This window comes from Listeria swaminathanii, from assembly GCF_014229645.1.
Lineage (GTDB): Bacteria > Bacillota > Bacilli > Lactobacillales > Listeriaceae > Listeria > Listeria swaminathanii.
The window spans coordinates 138,499-162,034 of the sequence record NZ_JAATOD010000004.1; the positions used below are offsets into that span (position 1 = coordinate 138,499).

Below are 23,536 nucleotides of genomic sequence, written 5' to 3' on the forward strand. Positions count from 1 at the left end.
TTTATTGATTACCCTTTTAAGCCAGATTTGTTAACAATGATATCATCAATTAAGCCATAATCTTTTGCTTCTTGTGCAGTCATGAAGTTATCACGATCTGTATCACGAGCAATTACTTCATAAGGTTGGCCAGTTTTCTCAGCCATAATTGTATTCATACGTTCTTTGATTTTTAAAATGTGTCGAGCTGCAATTTCGATTTCTGTTGCTTGACCTTGAGCACCGCCAAGTGGTTGGTGAATCATGATTTCAGCGTTTGGAAGCGCAAAACGTTTACCGCTTGCTCCAGCTGTTAATAGGAATGATCCCATCGAGGCAGCCATACCCATACCAATTGTTTGTACGTCCGCTTTAACGAAATTCATTGTATCGTAAATGGCCATACCAGCTGAAATACTTCCGCCTGGAGAATTGATATATAAGAAAATATCTTTTTCAGGATCTTGCGCGTCTAGAAATAATAATTGAGAAACGATGGAGTTTGCCACGTTATCATCAATTGCTGAGCCTAACATAATAATTCTGTCTTTTAATAAACGGGAATAAATGTCATATGCACGTTCACCGCGGCTAGTTTGTTCGATTACTGTTGGAATTAAGTTCATATCAAGATTCCTCCTGTTAAATGTATATTTTAAATTAGCTTTGTTTATATCATACACGAATGGTCAAACTAGGTCAAACGATAAAGTCTCAGGCAAACTATTTCAATAAAATTTAACAAAAAGGTATAATTAACTATACTGAAAGGAAGGTGCATCATGAAGAAATTTTCAAAAATTGGAATGTTTTTTGCTGTGTTTACGTTAGCTATAGTTCTTTTCCAAACAACTGCTTCAGCTCATGGATACATATCAAAGCCAGCAAGTCGCGTTTATTTAGCAAACAAAGGGATCAACGTAGGGGTTGGAGCAGCGCAATTTGAACCACAAAGTGTAGAAGCTCCAAAAGGTTTCCCAGTAAGTGGACCTGCTGATGGAAAAATCGCAGGCGGAGGCAAATACTCACTTTTAGACGCCCAAACAGCAACTCGTTGGGCAAAAGTAGATATTGAGTCTGGCCCACTAACAGTTGAATGGACATTGACAGCGCCACATAGAACAAGTGGTTGGCAATATTTTATTACTAAAAAAGGTTGGGACCCGAATGCGCCACTGACTAGAGCATCATTAGAACCATTAGCAACGATTGCAGCTGATGGAAGTGCTCCAGGAACTCTAGCGACACAAGAAATTAATATTCCAAATGACCGTTCAGGATACTATGTAATCCTTGGCGTTTGGACAATCGCTGATACAGGTAATGCGTTTTACCAAGTTATTGACGCAAACATCATCAATTCTGATGTAGTGCCAGTTGCTGACGACGAAGCGCCAACAGCTCCAACTAATTTAGCTGGAACTACTACGCCGAAAAAAGTAAGTCTAACATGGACTGCTTCAACAGATAATATTGGAATTAAAGGTTATGAAATTTTACGTGACGGACAAGTAATCGGAGAAAGCCAAGTAGCTTCTTATGAAGATACAACTGTAAACTCAAGTACCGCCTACACTTATACCGTTCGCGCAAAAGATTTTGGTGGAAATAAATCAACATTAAGTAATAGCATTAAAGTAACCACAAAAGAAGCTCCAGCAGTGGATAACGAAGCGCCAACTGCACCAAAAAGCTTAATGTCGCACGCACAAACAGATACAACGATTGCTCTTTGTTGGCAAGCATCCACAGATAACGTGGAAGTGAAAAACTACGAACTATATCGTAATAATACAAAAATCGCAACATCAACAAAAACAATGTTTGAAGATACAAAGCTAGCAAGCAATACAAGCTATAAATATAAAGTTTATGCAGTAGACACATCAGGAAATCGTTCGTTAGTAAGTAACGAAATCACTGTTAAAACGAAACCACTAGATCCAATGAACACATGGAAAGCGGATCAAATTTACTACGCTGGCGACCAAATTTATTATAAAGGCGTTCCATATACAGCGAAGTGGTGGACAAAAGGTAACACACCAGACACAAGTGACGCTTGGAAAAATGAAAGCACAGAAATCCAAGCCTGGAATTCTCTAAAAGCCTACAACGGCGGAGACAAAGTCATTTATAACGGCAAAACGTACCAAGCAAAATGGTGGGTTAGAGGCGCAAAACCAGACAGCTCTTCCATTTGGACATTAGTAAATTAATATCCGAGCCAGCAAATCTACGGATGCGCTGGCTTTTTCAAATAAAATAAAACTTGTAAAACCCTAGGAATTTCGCTATAATTATTATTCGTACGGTAAGCATTTCTAACCTACATAAAGCCCTCGTGGTGCAACGGATAGCACGTAAGATTCCGGTTCTTAAAATGGGGGTTCGATTCCCTCCGAGGGCATAATGAAAAGCATTATAAACGTTGGTAATACAATGTTTATAGTGCTTTTTTGTTTTTCAAATTTTAAACAAAGTACAAAAAGATTTAAAAATCATTAATTTTCTTCTCTTGCGTTTATGTCGACGCCACGATGTAATTTTCCTTCCATTTCCGAAGCTACTAATTAAGCTGATTTTTTTGGAGATTAACTCTTGCTTTATAATTTTCTTGCTTCCTTATATGAAATGTTATATTTCCATCCAGTTTCAGTTTTTACAATATTGGTCAGGTAGAACACTTCTTTTACACGTATGTTCTTTTTTAAATTTTTGCGTGAAAAGTTAAGCTTGCATCAGAAAATAAATTGAAGACAATTTCAATATTTCCGCTTTCGTTAACTCCAGCGTTAAATTCTGCATTCATATTTTTCCCATTAGGTATTTTTCCGGTCGTGTTTTCAAGTGGATATCTCGTACCTAGTGTACTGTTAGCGTCATATACATCAATATCTGAAGTAACAAAATACTCAGAGCCAGAGTTGTTTTCAACTTTATAGCTAATTTTTACTACATTTTTTGGATTAGTATCATCAAACTGATTTCTATCACTAGTTTTTTCAACGTTAATTAAAGTGACTTTTACTCCACCAAGCTCTTGCGAATCGCCAACACTGTAATCTTTTAAAATCGGAGGAAGTATAGTTACGATTTGTATGTTATCGACCTTTCCAGGTTCTTTCGCAGTAACTGTATATTGAATTTCTTCTGAACCAGTGTAGTTGCTAGCAGTCGCAAACATTCCAGTTGAACTAACTTCCATTTCTTCCGAGTCAATATAAACAGATGCATCTTTATCTACTATGCCTATGATACTATAGTTGCCTTTATCATTTGGAGTGATTTCTGTTTCTGTTAATTTCATTTGAGCTTCTTCTTTTTCATCAAAATTACTTTTATCGTTAGTATCCGTGACTTGGATGTCATTTTTGTTATTTCCGCATCCAACTAATAAAATATTAAAAGCTAACATAAATCCCGTAATTAAAAGTATCCCTTTTTTCATATTACAAACTCCCTTTTTATGCACCTACATTGCGGCCGCAACGTGGTTACATAGTTATATTTTATTCAAAAGTAATGCGATGCCATCTAACTTTTCGCGTTTACTTAATCTACTATCAATAACTATGAAAATCTCCTTTTTTAAAATAAATAAACACAAAGTTAATTCATGTTCTAGAATCACAATATCATGTTGCATGACCAGTTCATCTAAAGTTTTCATATGTTTATTTCCCTTTCGTTCACATGTGTTTTTCTTTTTTCTTCCATGCTTTGAGGTATAATTTTTAGGTTACTTAAAAATCGTATTTTTTACTTTCCAATCTTCAAGTTTAATGAAAATCCAGAAGTTATAGAATCCAAAAGTAATACATGCAAAAAACCACCATTTAAACCAGTGTTTAAAAAGGTTTACAGCACGTCCTTGGAATTCTAAACGTTGTCCATCGATAACAGTGTGATTTATTTTCCAACCATAAACCTTACATAAAGCCCAAGGATAACAAATTCCTATTGTGAAAAGTGTCACTATGAAGCCCAGAACTTTCCAACCAATATATTCTCCTAAACCACCATCAAAGAAGTTTGTGTTACCTCTCCATGTCTCGATTCTTTTTATTTCCTCCATTTTATTACCTACTTTCCATATAATAAGCTAATTTTATTAACAACGGGATTGGGGATTTAAGAAACTAACTTTCTTGCTAGTATGTGTGATATAGTATTCAATTTCACAATTATACATTTTATCTGTTCTCTCATATCAAAATATCGCATATATGCTACCTTTTATTTGAAAATATTATAAGTATCTTAAATCTGCATTTATCTTTTTTACGCTACAGAAAACTTTCCCTACTTCAACCCACCATTTTCTGGTAAAATATTAATCATCAAGGGAGGCGCTTATTTTGGCTGCAAGTTTGAAAGAGCGATTGGAAAAAGAAGTAAGAACATACAGTGCGGATAATAATTTAACCGTTCAAACGATTGATTTTTTGTACGCAGGGCCTCATATGCGAGGAAGGCACTCGCTTATTCTCGCTTTTACGGAAGCTGGGATTTTTACGTTTGTATTTAAATTAAGTGATGCGGAAATGCACTTTTTGGATGGGAAGACGGTTCAGCAAATTGCGCTTGAGAAAAAGAAATTGGTGTATCGGCTACATATTCGTGCAGTGACCGAAGAAGGTGAGCTTGAGGAAGGAAAATACCTTGTTAGTAAGCGGGTTCTTGGTCGTAAGTGGCATAAGGAAACGTTGGAAAAGCTCATTAATAAAAACCTTCCATTACTAACTGCAAAAAAATAAGAAAGGTGGGGTGATGATGGAAAAGAAGCGAACTCGGGCAGAAGAACTAGGGATAACAAGAAGAAAAATACTGGATACAGCACGTGATTTATTTATGGAAAAAGGTTACCGGGCAGTTTCTACAAGAGAAATAGCTAAACTTGCCAAAATTACCCAACCGGCACTGTATCACCATTTTGAAGATAAGGAATCGCTTTATATTGAAGTGGTTCGTGAATTGACGCAAAATATTCAGGTGGAAATGCATCCGATTATGCAGACGGAAAAAGCGAAAGAGGAACAATTGCACGATATGTTAATCATGTTAATTGAGGAACATCCGACCAATATTTTATTAATGATCCATGATATTCTCAATGAAATGAAGCCAGAAAATCAGTTTTTATTATATAAATTATGGCAGCAAACTTATCTAGAGCCATTTCAAGCCTTTTTCGAACGATTAGAAAATGCCGGCGAACTGCGGACTGGTGTTAGCGCTGAAACGGCTGCGCGATACTGTTTGTCGACTATTAGCCCACTTTTTTCTGGGAAAGGTAGCTTTGCGCAAAAGCAAACGACTGCGGAACAAATCGATGAATTAATCAACTTAATGATGTTTGGTATATGCAAAAAAGAGGTATAATTTAGCGTGCTTCTTTTTTTGTAGTTTCACTTATCAAATGATAAACGAAAAAAACGAGCAAACTAAAGGGGGATTTCTAATGAAAGATGGATTTTTAAGTAAAATAGCCGGTGGAGTTGGCGGCAAGAAAGGTAGATTTATAACATTAGGTCTGTGGATTATCGCTATTATTATTTTACAGTTATTCTTTCCAAAAGCGGCTGATTACAAAGATGATGCGGCGAAAGATTTACCTAACTCAGAACCTTCTGTCGTTGCGCAAAAATTAATTGATGACAAATTTGCGGGAACGGATGGGGTACCAGCGCTTATCACTTGGTATCGCTCGACTGGCTTGACGACAGCAGACTTAATGAATATTCAAAAGTACAGCAAAGAACTAACCGAAAATCCAGTAGATTATCAAAAAATGGCGGTTCCATACGATAAAATGCCTCCAGTTGCACTAAAACAGCAAGTTTCGAAAGACGGAACTACTTTTATTCAAACGATTATTATGAAAGATAGCGCTACATCGGATCAACTAGCGGAAAGTTTCAAACAACTTGAATCAGCTGCTAAAACAACGATTGGCGAAGATCCATTTACGAAAAAAGTATCAGCGGATGACACGCTCGTTGCTCGGACAACAGGGCCGGCTGGTATTAGCGTGGATGCGAGTGGACTATTTAAAGACGCCGATGTTTCGCTATTAATTGGGACTGTTTTACTTGTCCTGGTCTTTTTATTAGTGATTTATCGTTCGCCAATTTTAGCGTTAATTCCTTTAATTGCCGTTGGTTTTGCGTATTTGGTCATTACGCCGATTCTTGGTTTGCTTGCGAAAGAAGGTATTATCACTTACGGATCACAGGGACTCTCGATAATGACCGTACTGCTATTTGGTGCCGGAACTGATTATTGTTTATTCTTGATATCCAGATTCCGCAGCCATTTGCACACCGAGAAAAACAGGTTCCAAGCATTTAAAGAAGCGTTCAGCGGGACAGCAGGTGCGATTGCGCTTAGTGGCTTGACTGTAATGGCGGCACTTTTGTTACTATTAGCCGCAGAATACGGTTCATTCCATAATTTCGCCGTACCATTTAGCCTAGCAATTTTCATTATGATGATTTCTTCGCTTACACTTGTACCAGCACTTCTAGGTATATTTGGACGCGTTTCATTCTGGCCATTTGTCCCAAGAACAGTAGAAATGGAAGAAAATCGCGCGAAGAAAAAAGGCAAAACACCAAAACACCACAAAGAAAACCGTTTTTGGCATAAAATTGGTGAAATGTCCGCGAAACATCCAATTCGCATTTTGATTATCACCTTAATTATTCTAATTGGCTGTGGGATTTTTACGACCCAAGTTAAATACACATATGATACACTTTCGACGTTCCCAGAAGATATGCCATCTAGGGAAGGTTTTACACTCATTAGCGACCATTTCGGTGCCGGTATGCTTGCGCCAATGGAAGTAGTTGTGAACTCCAAAGAATCGATGAAGAGTTCGCTTGAAAATGTGGACGGGGTTGCATCAGTTACTGGACCTGAACGAAGCAAGGGCTATCAAAAATATACGCTCATTTTAAAAGATAATCCTTATAGTAATGAAGCGATGGATGTCGTACCAAAAGTTCGCGCCGCTGCCGACAAAGGAAATGACGTATACATCGCCGGACAAACAGCAACGCAATATGATGATCGCGCGGTGACCGAGCATGATGAAAAAGTGATTATTCCGCTTGTTATTGCTTTGATTGCGATTTTACTTCTATGCTATTTACGTTCAATTACAGCAATGCTTTACCTCGTGGCAACGGTTCTGTTATCGTTCGTTGGAGCGCTCGGACTTGGTTGGGTCATTATCCATTACGCAATGGGTGTAGAGGCAATTTCTGGCTTAATTCCGCTCTATGCTTTTGTCTTTATCGTCGCACTCGGAGAAGATTACAATATCTTTATGATTTCTAGCATCTGGAAAAACAGCAAGAAAATGCCACTTCGAAAAGCAATTACAGAAGGTGTAGGCCAAACTGGTGGGGTTATCACTTCCGCAGGCTTAATTTTAGCAGGAACTTTTGGCGTTTTAACTACACTGCCAATTCAACTTCTCGTACAATTTGGCTTAATTACGGCAATCGGAGTGTTACTTGATACATTTATCGTTCGCCCTTTCCTAGTTCCGTCAATTACCGTTCTCCTTGGAAAATGGGCATTTTGGCCAGGTAAACAGCATAAAATGACAAAATGAAAATGTTCATGAAAAACTCCTTGTCTATTCCTCTGAAAAGTATATAATAGATGTATCTAAAAGGAGGAACGACAGAAAATGAGAGTAATTGATACCCATTGTGATGCGCTTTACAAGTTGCAGGCTGGAAAAGGAAAATATACTTTCCAAGATGCGGAAGAACTTGATGTGAACTTTGAACGGCTTATAGAAGCTAAAATGTTACTGCAAGGATTTGCCATTTTTCTTGATGAAGATATCCCTGTTGAACATAAATGGAAAAAAGCGGTTGAGCAAGTTAATATTTTTAAACAACACGTACTGCATAAAGGTGGAATTATCCATCATGTGAAAAAATGGTGTGATTTAGAAAATCTACCTGAAGACAAAATTGGCGCGATGCTAACACTAGAAGGCGTTGAACCAATTGGACGTGATTTAGATAAATTAACGCAATTACTTGATGGTGGCGTATTATCTGTCGGACTAACGTGGAACAATGCCAATTTGGCAGCAGATGGTATTATGGAAGAACGTGGCGCAGGACTAACGCGTTTTGGAAAAGACATTATCCATCTTTTAAATGAAAGAAAAGTATTTACGGATGTTTCTCATTTGAGCGTAAAAGCTTTTTGGGAAACGTTGGAGCAAGCCGAATTTGTTATTGCTAGTCATTCGAGCGCAAAAGCGATTTGTTCTCATCCAAGAAATTTGGATGACGACCAGATTAAAGCGATGATTGAGCACGATGCGATGATTCACGTTATCTTCCATCCGCTGTTCACAACGAACAATGGAGTGGCTGATACAGAAGATGTCATTCGCCATATTGATCATATTTGTGAGCTTGGCGGTTTGAAAAACATTGGTTTTGGCTCAGACTTTGATGGCATTCCGGATCACGTCAAAGGGCTTGAAAATGTTGGGAAATACCAAAGCTTCCTCCAAACATTAGAAAAACACTATACAAAAGAAGAAGTTGAAGGATTTGCATCGCGCAATTTCCTAAACCATTTACCAAAATAACAGAAAGTCCAAGTGCTGAAAGAAGTACTTGGACTTTTTTTGAAATAGAACTAAGAGAAAATCTGCTGTAATTTGAAAAATGGCATGTTATAATGAAGACAAGAAATGGAATTTTGTTTGGTATGTGTATATCAGACGGATTTTTAATGGAGGTTTTAATGTGCGTTTAGAATCTAATTTCGTCCAAAAGCAACAACAAAAGCAATCACAGAAATTAAATATGACGCAACAATTGTCCCAGTCTATTGCAATGCTTCAATTTGCGACAGCTGATTTAGTGGCATTTTTGGAAGATAAAGCACTCGAGAACCCATTAATTGAAGTAATTCCAGGCTCGGATTTTGCAACAGATTTTTCCTATAGTAGCCGTAAAAGCTCGGGAAGTTCTGATGATACAGATTGGCTAGAACAAATCGCCGATAATAAGCTGACATTAGCCGATGCGCTAAAAGAGCAGTTACATTTAATGGACGTGACACAAACACAAAAAATTATCGTTTTATATTTAATAGAAAGTTTAAATGACAATGGTTATTTACAAATCGATTTAAAAGATGTCAGCGCGGCGCTTTTAATGGACGATTCCAGTGTTTTAGAAGGGCTGGAAATACTGCAAAGCATGGAGCCGGCTGGGGTTGGTGCCAGAGATGCGCGCGAATGTATTTTACTGCAAATCGAACGCTCACCGGATGCTCCTTACATCGCTTATGACGTCATCCAAAAATTCTTCACGGAATTCGCCGAGAAAAAATGGAAGATAATTGCTGCAGAAATGGATGTTAGTTTGCAAGATATCCAAGAAGTTTCCGATTATATTCAAACGCTAAACCCTAAACCAGGCTCTGAGTTTGAGTCTGAACGCGTTCAATATGTGGTTCCAGACTTGATTTTACTTCAACATGAAAATGAATTTGCTGTTTCACTAGCGAAGCAATTTTTGCCGCAAGTCCGTTTCCAAGAAGCTTACTACGAAACGATGCGAGCAACGGAAGAAAAAGACGTCGCCCAATTTTTACGTGAAAAAGCTGGTGAATTTGATTGGATTAAAAAAGGCATCGAACAACGCGAAAATACGTTGCAAAGAGTTGGCGAGGCAATCGTTAGCCACCAAAAAGCCTATTTCCTAGATAATTCAGCGCATTTACAACCGTTAACTTTGAAAGAAGTAGCAGAAGAACTTGGTGTGCATGAGTCCACGGTGAGTCGGGCAGTAAATGGAAAATATATGGAAACGACAACAGGTGTATACGAACTAAAACGCTTTTTTGCATCGGGGTTACAGAAGAAATCTTCCGAGAACGAAAATGCAGGCGATATATCGAGCACAACTATCAAAAAGCTAGTGCAAGAATTTGTAGCAGCTGAAGATAAATTAAAACCACTTTCCGATCAAAAAATAGTAGATATGCTCGCAGAAAAAGAAATTCAAGTTTCAAGAAGAGCTATCGCGAAATATCGTTTAGAGTTAAATATCCCTTCTTCTTCCAAAAGAAAAAGATTTTAGAAGACGTTTTTTTGCCTCACGCCTAGGATGTGGGACAAAAAACGTCTTTTTAAAATAAAAAATTTACTAAGAGCATGTTTCATTTTCAAGAGGGGTGGAAAACAACTAATATAGCCTATTTCGAAGTTTGTAGTTTAAAAATTAATTGTAAATTTCAGGTGAATATTTCATAAATGTCCCACTTAACACTTGAAGATTTGTGCCAAGACTGTTAGAATAGGGAACGTAGGGTAGTTAAAGAACATTAAAAAAAGTTTCACCAGCGTAAGCAGAAAGAGAAGGGGTAAAAATCACATTGAGAGACACTTTGTTAACAAGCTGAAGTAGCTAGTTTAATAGTCTTGAAAGTTATGAAAACCTCTATCTCTACTTTTTTTAGTTCTAACGGGACGCCAGATGACTAAGTGGGTCATTAAGTGTCCAAAGATGAGGAGCAATTAAAAATGTCAGACTTAATTAACATTCAGAAAAAGTTATTGCCCGACGTTTTAATGATTATGCAAAAACGCTACCAAATCCTACGCTCGATTTATTTTTCTGAGCCAGTTGGGAGACGAACACTTGCCGGAATGCTAGGCATGAGTGAACGAGTCCTGCGCGGTGAAGTAGAATTTTTGAAAGCACAAGGTTTAGTAGAAATTGCTTCTTCCGGAATGACCGTTACAAAAGAAGGCTTGGTCGTTTTTCGTGATTTAGAAAGTGTCATGAACCAACTTTCGGGGTTACATTCAATGGAAGAACAATTAGCGAAGAAATTGCAAATCAAAAAATGCTTGGTAGTGCAAGGTGATAGCGATGATACACCATGGGTCCGCGAAGAAATGGGTCGTGTGGCTGTTGAACAATTAGACATGGCGCTCACCGAAAAAAGAAACATCGTCGCAGTTATGGGCGGCTCTACAATGGCAACTGTTGCCGAAATGATGACAACTGATTTCGCAAAAGGCAGAGAACTACTTTTCGTTCCCGGTCGTGGAGGTATTGGTGAAGACCTTGACAATCAAGCGAATACAATTTGTGACAAGATGGCAACAAAGACAAACACGAAACACCGCGTTCTCTATGTTCCAGAGCAATTAGGCGAAGAAGCCTATCGCTCGTTACTGAAAGAACCGGCAATTCAAGAAGGCTTACGATTAGTACAATCCGCAAATGCTATTATTTTAGGCATAGGTGACGCGCTCGCAATGGCGAAACGCAGACATACCGGCGAAGATGTACTTGAAAAAATCATCCATCGTAAAGCTGTTGGTGAAGCATTTGGTTATTATTTTGATGAACAAGGCGAGGTTGTACATAAGGTTCCTACATTCGGTCTTCAATTCGAAGACTTAGCACAAATCCCGCACATTATCGCTGTTGCAGGTGGTACATCGAAAGCCAAAGCAATCAAATCGTATATGAAAAGCGCTCCAAAAAATACGATTTTAATCACGGATGAAGGAGCAGCAAAATCGCTTTTAAAAGGGAGTAATACCCTTTTGAAATAAAAAAAACACTATTTTCAAGGAGGAAATTGACTTATGACAGTTAAAGTTGGTATTAATGGTTTTGGACGTATCGGACGTCTAGCATTCCGTCGTATTCAAAATGTGGAAGGAATTGAAGTTGTTGCAATCAATGACTTAACAGACGCTAAAATGTTAGCTCACCTGTTAAAATATGATACAACTCAAGGCCGTTTTGACGGTGAAGTAGAAGTACATGATGGTTTCTTCAAAGTAAACGGTAAAGAAGTTAAAGTTTTAGCTAACCGTAACCCAGAAGAACTTCCATGGGGTGACCTAGGAGTAGACATCGTTCTAGAATGTACTGGTTTCTTCACAGCGCAAGACAAAGCTGAATTACACATTAAAGCTGGCGCTAAAAAAGTTGTTATCTCCGCTCCAGCAACTGGCGACATGAAAACAATCGTTTACAATGTAAACCATGAAACATTAGACGGAACTGAAACAGTTATCTCTGGCGCAAGCTGTACTACTAACTGTTTAGCTCCTATGGCTAAAGTTTTAGAAGACAAATTTGGTGTTGTTGAAGGTCTAATGACTACAATTCACGCTTACACTGGTGACCAAAATACATTAGATGCTCCACATCCAAAAGGTGACTTCCGTCGTGCACGTGCTGCTGCCGAAAATATTATCCCTAATACAACTGGTGCTGCTAAAGCTATCGGTGAAGTATTACCATCACTTAAAGGTAAATTAGACGGAGCTGCTCAACGTGTTCCAGTTCCAACTGGTTCCCTTACTGAATTAGTAACAGTTCTTAACAAAAAAGTTACTGTTGACGAAGTAAATGCAGCTATGGAAGCAGCTTCTGATTCAGAAACATTCGGTTACACTAGTGATCAAGTAGTTTCTTCTGATATCAAAGGTATGACTTTCGGTTCATTATTTGACGAAACTCAAACAAAAGTTCTTACAGTTGGCGATCAACAATTAGTTAAAACTGTAGCTTGGTACGATAACGAAATGAGCTACACTGCTCAATTAGTACGTACTTTAGAATACTTTGCAAAAATCGCTAAATAATTAGCAGATTAATTTTACTGAAGTGCTTGTCACATCAGCAATAACAAGAATAAGCGGAGACACTATTGTTTCCGCTTATTTTCTGAAATAACGGGGGCGACCCCAATCCTTTAAAATTAATGGAGGAACTCTAAATGGCTAAAAAAGTTGTAACTGATTTAGATTTAAAAGACAAAAAAGTTTTAGTTCGTGTTGACTTTAACGTGCCAATGAAAGACGGTAAAATCACTAACGACAACCGTATTGTAGCTGCACTTCCAACAATTGAGTACATCTTAGAACAAAACGGTAAAGCAATTTTATTTTCTCACCTTGGAAAAGTAAAAACAGAAGAAGATAAAGAAGGAAAATCTCTTCGTCCAGTAGCCGCTCGTTTAAGCGAATTACTTGGAAAAGAAGTGAAATTCGTTCCTACTACTCGTGGTCCAGAACTTGAAGCAGCAATTGCTGATTTAAAAGACGGCGAAGTACTTCTTTTTGAAAATACACGTTTTGAAGATATTGATGGTAAAAAAGAAAGCAAAAATGATCCAGAACTTGGAAAATACTGGGCTAGCCTTGGCGACGTTTTCGTAAATGACGCTTTCGGTACTGCTCACCGTGCGCACGCGTCTAACGTTGGAATCGCTTCTAACCTAGAATCAGCGGCCGGATTTTTGATGGAAAAAGAAATTAAATTCATCGGCGGTGTAGTTGATAATCCAGCACGTCCACTAGTAGCAATCCTAGGTGGCGCGAAAGTTTCTGACAAAATCGGTGTTATCGAAAACTTACTTACAAAAGCAGACAAAGTACTTGTTGGCGGCGGAATGACTTTCACTTTCATGGCAGCTCAAGGTCAAGAAATTGGTAAATCTCTTTTAGAAGCAGATAAAGTTGAACTTGCTAAAGGCTTACTTGAAAAAGCTGGCGATAAATTAGTATTACCAGTTGACGCAGTTGTATCTAAAGAATTCAGTAACGACGTTCCTTTCCACACAGTAGACGCAGATAAAATGCCTGCTGACGAAATGGGACTAGATATTGGTCAAGCTACAATTGACTTATTCACAAAAGAACTTCAAGGCGCTAAAACAGTTGTATGGAATGGTCCAATGGGCGTATTCGAACTTAGCAACTTTGCTAAAGGTACAATTGGCGTTTGTGAAGCTATTGCAAACTTAACTGATGCAACAACTATCATCGGTGGTGGCGATTCTGCAGCAGCAGCTATGGACTTAGGTTTTGCTGACAAATTCACACATATTTCTACTGGTGGCGGTGCATCTTTAGAGTATCTTGAAGGTAAAGAGCTTCCTGGTGTTGCTTCTATTAGCGACAAATAAGCTGAACCAAAAATAATTTTTAATATCGAGAGGATGTTTATCCAAATGCGTAAACCAATTATTGCTGGTAACTGGAAAATGAACAAAACTGCTGCAAAAGCAGGACAATTTGCAGAAGACGTAAAAAATAACGTGCCATCAAGCGATGCTGTTGAATCAGTAGTTGCTGCACCGGCTCTATTTTTACAAGAATTAGTTCGTCTTACTGAAGGAACTGATCTTCGTGTATCTGCACAAAACTGTTATTTTGAAGACGAAGGTGCTTTCACTGGCGAAATTAGCCCGTTTGCACTTGCTGACTTAGGTGTTTCTTATGTTATCATCGGACACTCTGAACGTCGTGAGTATTTCCACGAAACAGACGAAGATATTAACAAAAAAGCACATGCAATCTTCAAACACGGCATGACACCAATCATTTGCTGTGGTGAAACATTAGATCAACGTGAAGCTGGTCAAACAGATACTTGGGTACGTGGTCAAATCCGTGCGGCACTTGCTGGATTAACGGAAGAACAAGTAATCAAATCTGTTATTGCTTATGAACCAATTTGGGCAATCGGTACTGGGAAATCTTCCACAAGCGCTGATGCAAACGAAACTTGTGCAGTTATTCGTGCAGAAGTTGCTGATGCTGTATCTCAAAAAGCAGCGGACGCAGTTCGTATTCAATACGGCGGTAGCGTAAAACCTGAAAACATTGCTGATTATCTTGCAGAGTCCGACATTGACGGCGCTCTTGTAGGTGGAGCAAGCTTAGAACCAGCATCGTTCTTAGCATTATTGGAGGCAGTAAAATAAAATGAGTAAATCACCTGTAGCAATTATTATCCTCGATGGTTTTGGTAAACGTGCAGAAACAGTAGGTAATGCTGTAGCTCAAGCAAACAAACCAAATTTTGACCGTTATTGGGCTAATTTTCCTCACGGGGAACTTAAAGCTGCTGGTCTTGATGTTGGCCTTCCAGAAGGTCAAATGGGTAACTCTGAAGTTGGCCATACAAACATCGGGGCTGGACGTATTGTCTACCAAAGCTTAACTCGTATTGATAAAGCTATTGAAGAAGGCGAATTCCAAAAGAATAAAGCCCTAAACAATGCTTTCACTCATACAAAAGAAAACAACTCGGACCTACATCTTTTCGGTTTACTATCAGACGGCGGCGTGCATAGTCACATTAATCACCTCGTTGCACTTTTAGAAACAGCAAAAGATCAAGGCGTGAAAAACGTTTATATCCATGCATTCCTTGATGGACGCGACGTGGCTCCACAATCTTCCTTAGAATATTTAGAAACACTGCAAAAAGCTATTAGTGATTTAAACTATGGCGCAATTGCTACTGTTTCTGGACGTTTCTACGCGATGGATCGTGACAAACGCTGGGAACGTGTTGAAAAAGCATACAAAGCAATCGTAAGCGCTGAAGGTGAAAAATTTGAAGATCCAATCGAACTTGTCAAAGCTTCTTATGCTAATGACAAAAATGATGAATTCGTTGTTCCTGCTATCATTACTAAAGATGGCAAACCTGTTGCAACAGTTAAAGACAACGATGCAGTTATTTTCTTCAATTTCCGTCCTGACCGTGCAATTCAACTTTCTAATGCATTCACTGATAAAGAATGGGATCATTTCGACCGTGGGGCAGATCACCCTAAAAACATCAAATTCGTTACAATGACTCTTTACAACCCAAGCGTTGATGCCGAAGTTGCTTTCGAGCCAATTGAAATGAAAAATGTTATCGGCGAAGTACTTTCTAATGAAGGCCTTGCGCAACTGCGTATTGCTGAAACAGAAAAATATCCACACGTAACATTCTTTATGAATGGTGGCCGAAATGAGGAATTCCCTGGTGAAAGCCGGATTCTAATCAATTCGCCAAAAGTAGAAACATACGATTTGCAACCTGAAATGAGCGCATATGAAGTAACAGACGCGCTTGTGGAAGACATTAAAAACGACAAACACGATGCAATTATCTTAAACTTCGCAAATCCAGACATGGTTGGACACTCAGGTATGCTTGAGCCAACTATTAAGGCAATCGAAGCAGTAGATGAAAACCTTGGTCGTGTAGTAGACCTTATTTTAGAAAAAGGTGGCTCAGCTATTATCTTTGCTGACCATGGTAACTCTGAAACAATGTCTACTCCAGAAGGAAAACCACACACTGCGCACACTACCGTTCCAGTTCCAGTAATTGTAACGAAAAAAGGTGTTACGCTGCGTGAAGGTGGTCGTCTGGCTGACGTTGCGCCAACAATGCTTGATTTACTTGGCGTTAAAAAACCTGCCGAAATGACAGGCGAAAGTTTAATTCAAAAATAATTTTAGTTATTACTTTAGTTTTTTTGCAAACAGAGCTACAATAAATACGAATTTAAAAACGGATGGGTCTTTGAATTTGAAGTGAATATCATATTCATTTCGTTCAATTAATCCCAACAAAGGAGAGAAATATAAATGTCTATTATTACTGAAGTTTATGCTCGCGAAGTCTTAGATTCCCGCGGTAACCCAACTGTTGAGGTTGAAGTTTATACTGAAGCTGGTGCGTTCGGTCGCGCTTTAGTTCCAAGTGGTGCTTCAACTGGTGAATACGAAGCTGTAGAATTACGCGACGGCGACAAAGCTCGTTACCTTGGAAAAGGTGTTTTAAAAGCTGTTGAAAACGTAAACGACATTATTGCTGACAAAATTATCGGTTTTGACGTAACTGACCAAATCGGAATTGACAAAGCAATGATCGAACTTGATGGTACACCTAACAAAGGTAAATTAGGTGCTAACGCTATTCTTGGTGTTTCTTTAGCTGCTGCTCGTGCTGCTGCTGACGAACTAGGCGTACATTTATATGAATATCTTGGCGGAGTGAACGGTAAAGTTCTTCCAGTTCCAATGATGAACATCCTTAACGGCGGAGAACACGCTGATAACAATGTTGACGTTCAAGAATTTATGGTAATGCCTGTTGGAGCTCCAAACTTTAAAGAAGCTTTACGTATGGGTGCTGAAATCCTACATGCACTTAAAGCTGTTCTTAAAGGTAAAGGCTTAAACACTGGTGTTGGTGATGAAGGTGGATTCGCTCCAAACCTTAAATCCAATGAAGAAGCTCTTGAAACAATCATGCAAGCAATTAAAGATGCTGGTTACAAACCTGGCGAAGAAGTTAAACTTGCGATGGATGCTGCATCAAGTGAGTTCTATAACCGCGAAACTGGTAAATATGAACTTAAAGGTGAAGGCGTAACTCGTACTTCTGAAGAAATGGTAACTTGGTATGAAGAAATGATTACTAAATACCCAATCATCTCTATTGAAGATGGCCTAGACGAAAATGACTGGGACGGATTCAAACTACTTACAGAACGTATTGGTGACCGCGTTCAATTAGTAGGTGACGATCTATTTGTAACTAACACAACTAAACTTAAAGAAGGTATCGACAAAGGTATCGCTAACTCCATCCTAATCAAAGTAAACCAAATCGGTACTTTGACTGAAACATTGGATGCAATTGAAATGGCTAAACGCGCTGGCTACACTGCAGTTATCTCTCACCGTTCTGGTGAAACAGAAGATTCCACAATCGCTGACATTGCAGTAGCTACAAACGCTGGTCAAATCAAAACTGGTGCGCCTACTCGTACTGACCGTGTTGCAAAATACAACCAATTACTTCGCATCGAAGACAACTTGGCTGATCTTGCTGAATACCATGGTAACGACACTTTCTACAACTTAAAAAAATAAGTTGATTGAATAAAACGCTAAACTCCGCGAAAAGTAACATTTTCGCGGAGTTTTTTCTGTTTTAAAAATAACAAGTGGGGTAATGATTTGGAAGAGGAGGTAATGCTGATGAAAGTGAAAAATAGTCAGGCCTCAAAAGTGCTCGAAACTCCAAAAATCAAAGACGCTGTGGTGCATGAAAAAAACCACCCCTTAGCGGAAAAGCATTCTGTACAAAAGAAAATTATTAATGCAGATATGCCGCAACAACAATTCCACCGGAGACTCATGAAATAAACCGTGCGCCTGATTCTAGCTTTCAAAGAATCAGGCGTATTTTCATTTAAATGGAAGCTTTTTTAGAGGAAATTAAGTATAATCAGGTGTAAAATAAAGGTAGAAAATGTTTTCAGCAAGGAGTGATGCGTGATGATTGCAGAAATCAATGGAATTAACTTGTTTTATCAAATAATCGGTAAGGGCGAACCAATCTTGCTTATTCACGGAAATGGTCAAAATCATCGTTCTTTAAAGCGTATGATTGATGACCTCTCTACTAATCATCAGGTAATCGCCGTAGATAGCCGCGCACACGGAAAAAGTGAAGCTGGAAATAGACCGCTTGATTTTGAAGTAATGGCGCTAGATATGCTTTCATTACTTGATTATTTGAAAATTGATAAATATAAAGTTATCGGATATAGCGACGGCGGTATTGTTGCTCTCGTAATGGGTAAAATGCAGCCAAACCGTCAAATCGCATCCGTTGTTATTGGGACGAATTATCATGTAAATCAAATTCGATTTTTACCAGACTTGTTTTGCCGAGTTGCTTACGGGGCTGCATTTCTTTTAGCGCCATTTAGTCGCTTTTTTGAGCGGATGAAACGGCAGCTTGCTTTAACGATTTATCATCCGCATATGTCAGAAGCGGATTTACAAAAAATAAGTGCGCCACTTTTAGCAGTCGTGGGGGAATATGATTTAATATCTTCCAAAGATACTAGGAAAATGGTGCATTCTGTTCAACACGGTGAAATGGTCATTGTAAGGAATGGACTTCATTATTTACCACGGCAAAAGCCAAAACAATTGTTACAATTAATTCATAGTTTCTTTTCTAATTTAAGCGCAGAAATTCACAAATAAAATCCCCTAAAAACCCTTTGGTATCAACGTGTTTGAGGTTCGCGAAAAAAGTGTTTGACAAGTTCCTCGGATAGCGTTAATATTGGTCTATTGGTCAGAACTCAAAAGGTAGCTTATTTAGTTCAGATGGGCTACAATAGAGTGGATTATAAAAGTGATGATATTAGGAGGATTGCGTAAAAATGAGTGCGGATCGTAGCTTTACGTTAAAAGCGGGAAATCGTGCTGTTTTGCTCTTGCATGGCTTTGCAGGGACTACAGAAGACGTAAGAGAACTTGGAGAAATTCTAGCAGAAAATGGATACACAGTACATGCACCAAACTTCAGAGGCCACGGGGATGAACCCGCTATTTTCTTGAAAACAACACCGGAAATGTGGTACGAAGATGCGGTGGCTGGATATCGTCAACTTGAAAAAGACGGGTATGATGAAATTGCAATTGTCGGTGTGGCAATGGGCGGAGTTTTTGCGCTTAAAATGGCAGAATCGTTTTCACCAAAAGCGATTGTTCCACTATGCGCCAACGTAAACCGCAAAATGCGCTATATCCCGATCGAAAACTATTTAACTAAACAATTAAAGAAACAAGGTATAGTAGAACAAGAAGCAGATCAAATGTTAAAAAACTATCTTCCTGAAATTGATGTAATGACGGAAGCTCGTGCTACTTTCTACAAAAACGTAGCGCGCGACATTGAAAAAATCCATGTACCAACCATGATTGGTCAAGGCTGCCAAGATGAAGAAATCGATGCAGACAATGCCAATTACATCTTTAAACACATTCATACAAATGACAAACAATTATGTTTCTATGCAGGATCAGGACATGATATCGTGAACGACTGTGAGAAAGACATTTTAGAAGAAGACTTAATTTACTTCTTAGACGATTTAGTTTGGCTTGAGGAAAAAGTCGTTTAATCCATTCATTCTATGGAAACAAACCTTTACGTATAATCACAAATATGGTAAAATTAACCTTAGTCAAATTGGGCGGTTTTAGGAGGAAAGAACAATGAGTACAGTTTTAACGGTCTTACTCATCATCGTATCAGTACTGTTAATTACAGTTATCATACTTCAACCAGGTAAAAGTGCTGGCTTATCCGGCGCCATCTCTGGTGGAGCTGAGCAATTATTCGGTAAGCAAAAAGCAAGAGGACTAGAACTTATTCTACATCGCACTACCATCGTTCTATCCGTTGTTTTCTTCGCAATACTAATTGCACTGGCATATTTTGTACAGTAACGAGATGTTAACCACCTGAATGAAAATTTAGGTGGTTTTTTGTTGGAGTTCTAAAGAAGCGTAGTCCGCTTCCCTAGAACTCCAATACAAGGCGTAACAAAGTGGAGCGTTGTTTCCATTGAAAAAAGTGGACGAACAACCCAAAAAGGGGAGAGCAAAGTATTCATATTAACCCAACCCCTAGAACTTCAACAAATATAACACCCACCAAAGACCAACCAAACCTCCAAAAAGAACCAAGGAGCGATATTCACTATGAAAATAACACCACCACAACCATTCTTATTCGAAAAAAGTAAACGAGCAGTCCTTCTTCTACACGGTTTCACAGGCAGCTCAGCAGACGTAAGGATTTTAGGTAGGTTTTTACAAGAAAACAATTACACTTGCTATGCGCCCCAATACAGAGGCCACGGTGTATCCCCAGACCTACTACTAAAAACAGGACCAAACGACTGGTGGGAAGACGTTCTTGAAGCTTATGATCATCTAAAATCACTCGGTTACACTGAAATCGCTGTGGCGGGACTTTCGCTAGGTGGACTTTTTTCACTGAAATTAGGTTTTTCTAGGCCGTTAAAGGGAATTATAGCCATGAGTACTCCAACAAGAATGGACAGCTCATCGCCAATAATCCAAGGCTTTTTAGATTATGTGCGTAATTATAAAAAATTAGAAGGTAAAACACCTGAACAAATCGATGCAGAAATGATCGCCTACAAAGATGCGCCAATGAACACCATCGCTAAGCTAAAAGATGAAATTAATGGCGTTGTGGCTGAAATAGATATGATTTATGCGCCAATAATGGTCGTTCAAGGTGAAAAAGATGATATGGTTGATGTCAGCGGAGCACAGCTGATTTATGATACAGTAGAGTCAACGAAAAAAGAGTTACACTGGTTTAAAGAATCAGGGCATGTCATCACATTAGACAAAGAACGAAAAGAAGTAAACCAAGCCATTTTAACATTTTTAGATGGTTTAGATTGGCAAGAATAAACAATTTTTAAAACAGAGAGAGGAGGGACAGAAGTGGAACAAAAACAAATGGAAGAAAAAATTATGAATCTATTAACTTCAGCGCCTGATAAAACATTTGCGCTAGAAGATTTGGAAATAGAAATAGCTTTAAATAATGCGGATGCTTTTAAATTAATGGTGAAAGCGTTAGTGAAACTGGAAGATTCCGGAACTATTGTCCGCTCAAGGAAGAATCGGTATGCATTACCAGAAAAAATGGACTTAGTAAAAGGAACGTTTCGCGCGCACGAACGAGGTTTTGGCTTTGTTCTCCCGGAAGAAAAAGAAATGGACGATATTTTTATCCCGCCAAATGAAGTAAAGGATGCAATGAACGGTGACTTAGTTTTTGCAACAATTACGAAACGTAAAGGCGATAATTTGGCAGAGGGTACGATTAAGAAAATTGTCGAACGGAAGACAACGCAAATTGTTGGAACTTATATGGAAGATTTAGCAGGTATTCCGATTGTGATGCCAGATGATAAACGTCTTTTTGGTGAAGTAGAAATCGATTTAGAAGATGGCTTAAAACCGGTAGACGGGCATAAGGTTATCGTTGAATTAACGGAATATGCAACGGGAAATACTCGTGCTCGAGGTGTTGTTAAGTCAATTATTGGGCACCGTAATGACCCGGGAGTGGATATTTTATCGATTATTCATAAGCATGGTATTTCGATTGGTTTCCCAGAAGAAGTAATGGAGCAAGTAAGTAAAGCACCAGATGTAGTTGATAGTTCGGATATTGGGAATCGCCGCGATTTGCGCGACCAAATGATTATTACGATTGACGGGGCTGATGCCAAAGATTTAGATGATGCTGTTACGGTGAAACAACTTCCGAATGGCAACTGGAAACTGGGTGTTCATATTGCGGATGTAACGCATTATGTGACAGAAGGCTCGCCACTTGATATCGAAGCGCAAGAGCGTGGAACGAGTGTTTATTTGGTTGACCGGGTAATTCCGATGTTGCCGCATAAACTATCGAATGGTATTTGTTCGCTTAATCCAAAAGTAGACCGTTTTACAATGAGTTGTGAAATGGAAATTGATGAAGATGGTCATGTTGTTAATCATGAAATTTTCGAGAGCATTATTAAAACAACGGAACGGATGACTTATACAGACGTAAATGATATTTTAGTTGAAAATGACGAAGCTTTACGTGAAAAATATGCGCCGATTGTTCCGATGCTTGAAGCAATGCAAAATTTAGCAGAAACGCTTCGTCGTAAACGTGAAAAACGTGGCGCGATTGATTTTGATTTTAAAGAAGCTCGTGTGGTGGTTGATGAAGACGGGCATCCAGAAGCGGTCGTTATGCGCGAACGTTCAGCGGGAGAGCATTTAATTGAAGAATTTATGCTTGCTGCGAATGAAACTGTTGCAGAACATTTCCACTGGATGGATGTACCATTTATCTATCGTATCCATGAAGATCCAAAAGAAGACAAGTTAGCGCGGTTCTTTGAATTTATTACCAATTTTGGTTTGATTGTCAAAGGGACTGCTAATGATATTCACCCAGCGGCTTTACAACAAGTACTAGAAGAAGTAAAAGGTAAGCCCGAAGAGATGGTTGTTTCGACGGTTATGCTTCGTTCGATGCAACAAGCAAAGTACGATACAGTGAGCGCCGGACACTTTGGCTTGTCCACTGATTTTTATACACATTTTACTTCACCAATTCGTCGTTACCCGGATTTAATCGTTCATAGGCTGATTAGAGAGTATTTAATCAACGGTGATGTTCGTCCGGAAACGCTAGAAAAACGTGCTGAGGAGCTTCCTGAGATTGCTGAACATAGCTCAAAAATGGAGCGTCGTGCTGTAGAAGCAGAACGCGAAACTGACGAACTGAAGAAAACAGAATTCATGGTCGACAAAGTGGGCGAACGTTTCATCGGAATCATTAGTTCTGTAACCAATTTTGGTTTATTTATCGAACTGCCGACAACGATTGAAGGTTTAGTCCATGTGAGCGCAATGAAAGGCGATTACTTCAAATTTCACCAAAATCAGTTAGCGATGATTGGCGAAAGAACAGGCCAAATTTATCGTATCGGTGATGAAGTGGAAGTAGAAGTAACGAAAGTCGATGTGGATGCGCGTGAAATTGATTTTGCGCTTCGTAGTGAAGGTAAACCAGGTCCAGTGAGCGATAAACAAAAACGCCAACGTGAAAAACCGATGGATAAAACGAGAAACTTCAAGAGTGGCTCAAAAAATAATCGTAATAAGCGCAGAACTGGTAAATCAGAAGACGTGAAACAAAAAACAGAACGCAAAGAAGACGAATGGTATACAAAACCTAAAAAGAAAAAGAAGAAAAAGCCTTTTTATCAAGGTGTAGCAAAAGAAAGCCCGAAGAAGAAAAAACGTCGCTAG

General features: G+C 38.8%; 22 protein-coding genes and 1 tRNA gene. 19 read left to right on the top strand and 4 right to left on the bottom strand.

The window, feature by feature from the left end; genetic code table 11:
* Positions 1-8: 8 nt before the first annotated feature.
* Positions 9-605 (bottom strand): ATP-dependent Clp endopeptidase proteolytic subunit ClpP, encoded by a 597-nt coding sequence (clpP, locus tag HCX62_RS11935; protein WP_008948713.1) that lies wholly within the window; start codon positions 603-605, stop codon positions 9-11.
* Between the two features lie 156 nt (positions 606-761).
* On the opposite strand from clpP, the gene HCX62_RS11940 reads away from it, so the two are divergent.
* Complete coding sequence (locus tag HCX62_RS11940) at positions 762-2,198, top strand: lytic polysaccharide monooxygenase (RefSeq protein WP_185639226.1); 1,437 nt, start codon at positions 762-764, stop codon at positions 2,196-2,198.
* Positions 2,199-2,317: 119 nt separating this feature from the next.
* Positions 2,318-2,389 (top strand) — tRNA-Arg (locus HCX62_RS11945).
* A 300-nt stretch (positions 2,390-2,689) separates the two neighbouring features.
* Here HCX62_RS11945 and HCX62_RS11950 read toward each other — a convergent pair.
* From HCX62_RS11950 to HCX62_RS11960, 3 genes are all read right to left on the bottom strand, one after another.
* Positions 2,690-3,430, bottom strand: a complete 741-nt coding sequence (locus tag HCX62_RS11950; RefSeq protein WP_185639227.1) for a hypothetical protein — start codon at positions 3,428-3,430, stop codon at positions 2,690-2,692.
* A 54-nt stretch (positions 3,431-3,484) separates the two neighbouring features.
* Complete coding sequence (locus HCX62_RS11955) at positions 3,485-3,652, bottom strand: hypothetical protein (RefSeq protein ID WP_185639228.1); 168 nt, start codon at positions 3,650-3,652, stop codon at positions 3,485-3,487.
* Between the two features lie 69 nt (positions 3,653-3,721).
* Complete coding sequence (locus HCX62_RS11960) at positions 3,722-4,057, bottom strand: YjgN family protein (protein WP_185639229.1); 336 nt, start codon at positions 4,055-4,057, stop codon at positions 3,722-3,724.
* Between the two features lie 283 nt (positions 4,058-4,340).
* Between HCX62_RS11960 and HCX62_RS11965 the strand changes: the two genes are divergently transcribed.
* The 17 genes from HCX62_RS11965 to rnr all read left to right on the top strand — a co-directional run bounded on the left by HCX62_RS11965 (position 4,341) and on the right by rnr (position 23,536).
* Positions 4,341-4,739 (top strand): hypothetical protein, encoded by a 399-nt coding sequence (locus HCX62_RS11965; RefSeq protein WP_014602227.1) that lies wholly within the window; start codon positions 4,341-4,343, stop codon positions 4,737-4,739.
* Positions 4,740-4,755: 16 nt separating this feature from the next.
* Positions 4,756-5,364 carry a TetR/AcrR family transcriptional regulator gene (locus tag HCX62_RS11970; RefSeq protein WP_014602226.1) on the top strand — a complete coding sequence of 203 codons (609 nt, stop codon included), beginning with the start codon at positions 4,756-4,758 and terminating at the stop codon, positions 5,362-5,364.
* A 79-nt stretch (positions 5,365-5,443) separates the two neighbouring features.
* Positions 5,444-7,606 (top strand): MMPL family transporter, encoded by a 2,163-nt coding sequence (locus tag HCX62_RS11975; RefSeq protein WP_185639230.1) that lies wholly within the window; start codon positions 5,444-5,446, stop codon positions 7,604-7,606.
* Between the two features lie 78 nt (positions 7,607-7,684).
* A complete protein-coding gene (locus tag HCX62_RS11980) occupies positions 7,685-8,611 on the top strand; it encodes a dipeptidase (protein WP_061106453.1) in 927 nt (308 codons plus the stop codon).
* Positions 8,612-8,771: 160 nt separating this feature from the next.
* Positions 8,772-10,115 (top strand): RNA polymerase factor sigma-54, encoded by a 1,344-nt coding sequence (rpoN, locus tag HCX62_RS11985; RefSeq protein ID WP_008948704.1) that lies wholly within the window; start codon positions 8,772-8,774, stop codon positions 10,113-10,115.
* Between the two features lie 443 nt (positions 10,116-10,558).
* Entirely contained in the window at positions 10,559-11,605 is a 1,047-nt protein-coding gene (locus HCX62_RS11990; RefSeq protein ID WP_003732486.1) for a sugar-binding transcriptional regulator, read from the top strand.
* A 33-nt stretch (positions 11,606-11,638) separates the two neighbouring features.
* A complete protein-coding gene (gap, locus tag HCX62_RS11995; RefSeq protein WP_069892171.1) occupies positions 11,639-12,649 on the top strand; it encodes a type I glyceraldehyde-3-phosphate dehydrogenase in 1,011 nt (336 codons plus the stop codon).
* A 134-nt stretch (positions 12,650-12,783) separates the two neighbouring features.
* On the top strand, positions 12,784-13,974 hold the full coding sequence (locus tag HCX62_RS12000) for a phosphoglycerate kinase (RefSeq protein WP_185639231.1): 1,191 nt from the start codon (positions 12,784-12,786) through the stop codon (positions 13,972-13,974).
* A 45-nt stretch (positions 13,975-14,019) separates the two neighbouring features.
* Positions 14,020-14,775, top strand: a complete 756-nt coding sequence (gene tpiA / locus HCX62_RS12005) for a triose-phosphate isomerase (RefSeq protein WP_009930392.1) — start codon at positions 14,020-14,022, stop codon at positions 14,773-14,775.
* A gap of 1 nt (position 14,776) precedes the next feature.
* On the top strand, positions 14,777-16,309 hold the full coding sequence (gene gpmI / locus HCX62_RS12010) for a 2,3-bisphosphoglycerate-independent phosphoglycerate mutase (RefSeq protein ID WP_185639232.1): 1,533 nt from the start codon (positions 14,777-14,779) through the stop codon (positions 16,307-16,309).
* Positions 16,310-16,444: 135 nt separating this feature from the next.
* A complete protein-coding gene (gene eno / locus HCX62_RS12015) occupies positions 16,445-17,737 on the top strand; it encodes a phosphopyruvate hydratase (protein WP_185503283.1) in 1,293 nt (430 codons plus the stop codon).
* A gap of 102 nt (positions 17,738-17,839) precedes the next feature.
* Positions 17,840-18,013, top strand: coding sequence for a hypothetical protein (locus HCX62_RS12020; RefSeq protein ID WP_185392420.1), 174 nt, complete (start codon positions 17,840-17,842; stop codon positions 18,011-18,013).
* 132 nt (positions 18,014-18,145) lie between these two features.
* Positions 18,146-18,865, top strand: coding sequence for an alpha/beta fold hydrolase (locus HCX62_RS12025; RefSeq protein WP_008948696.1), 720 nt, complete (start codon positions 18,146-18,148; stop codon positions 18,863-18,865).
* A gap of 182 nt (positions 18,866-19,047) precedes the next feature.
* Complete coding sequence (locus HCX62_RS12030; RefSeq protein WP_003732482.1) at positions 19,048-19,791, top strand: alpha/beta hydrolase; 744 nt, start codon at positions 19,048-19,050, stop codon at positions 19,789-19,791.
* Positions 19,792-19,885: 94 nt separating this feature from the next.
* Positions 19,886-20,119 carry a preprotein translocase subunit SecG gene (secG, locus tag HCX62_RS12035; protein ID WP_003727926.1) on the top strand — a complete coding sequence of 78 codons (234 nt, stop codon included), beginning with the start codon at positions 19,886-19,888 and terminating at the stop codon, positions 20,117-20,119.
* A gap of 255 nt (positions 20,120-20,374) precedes the next feature.
* Positions 20,375-21,121: an alpha/beta hydrolase gene (locus HCX62_RS12040; RefSeq protein ID WP_185639233.1), complete on the top strand. Its 747-nt coding sequence runs from the start codon at positions 20,375-20,377 to the stop codon at positions 21,119-21,121.
* A 33-nt stretch (positions 21,122-21,154) separates the two neighbouring features.
* Complete coding sequence (gene rnr, locus HCX62_RS12045; RefSeq protein WP_185639234.1) at positions 21,155-23,536, top strand: ribonuclease R; 2,382 nt, start codon at positions 21,155-21,157, stop codon at positions 23,534-23,536.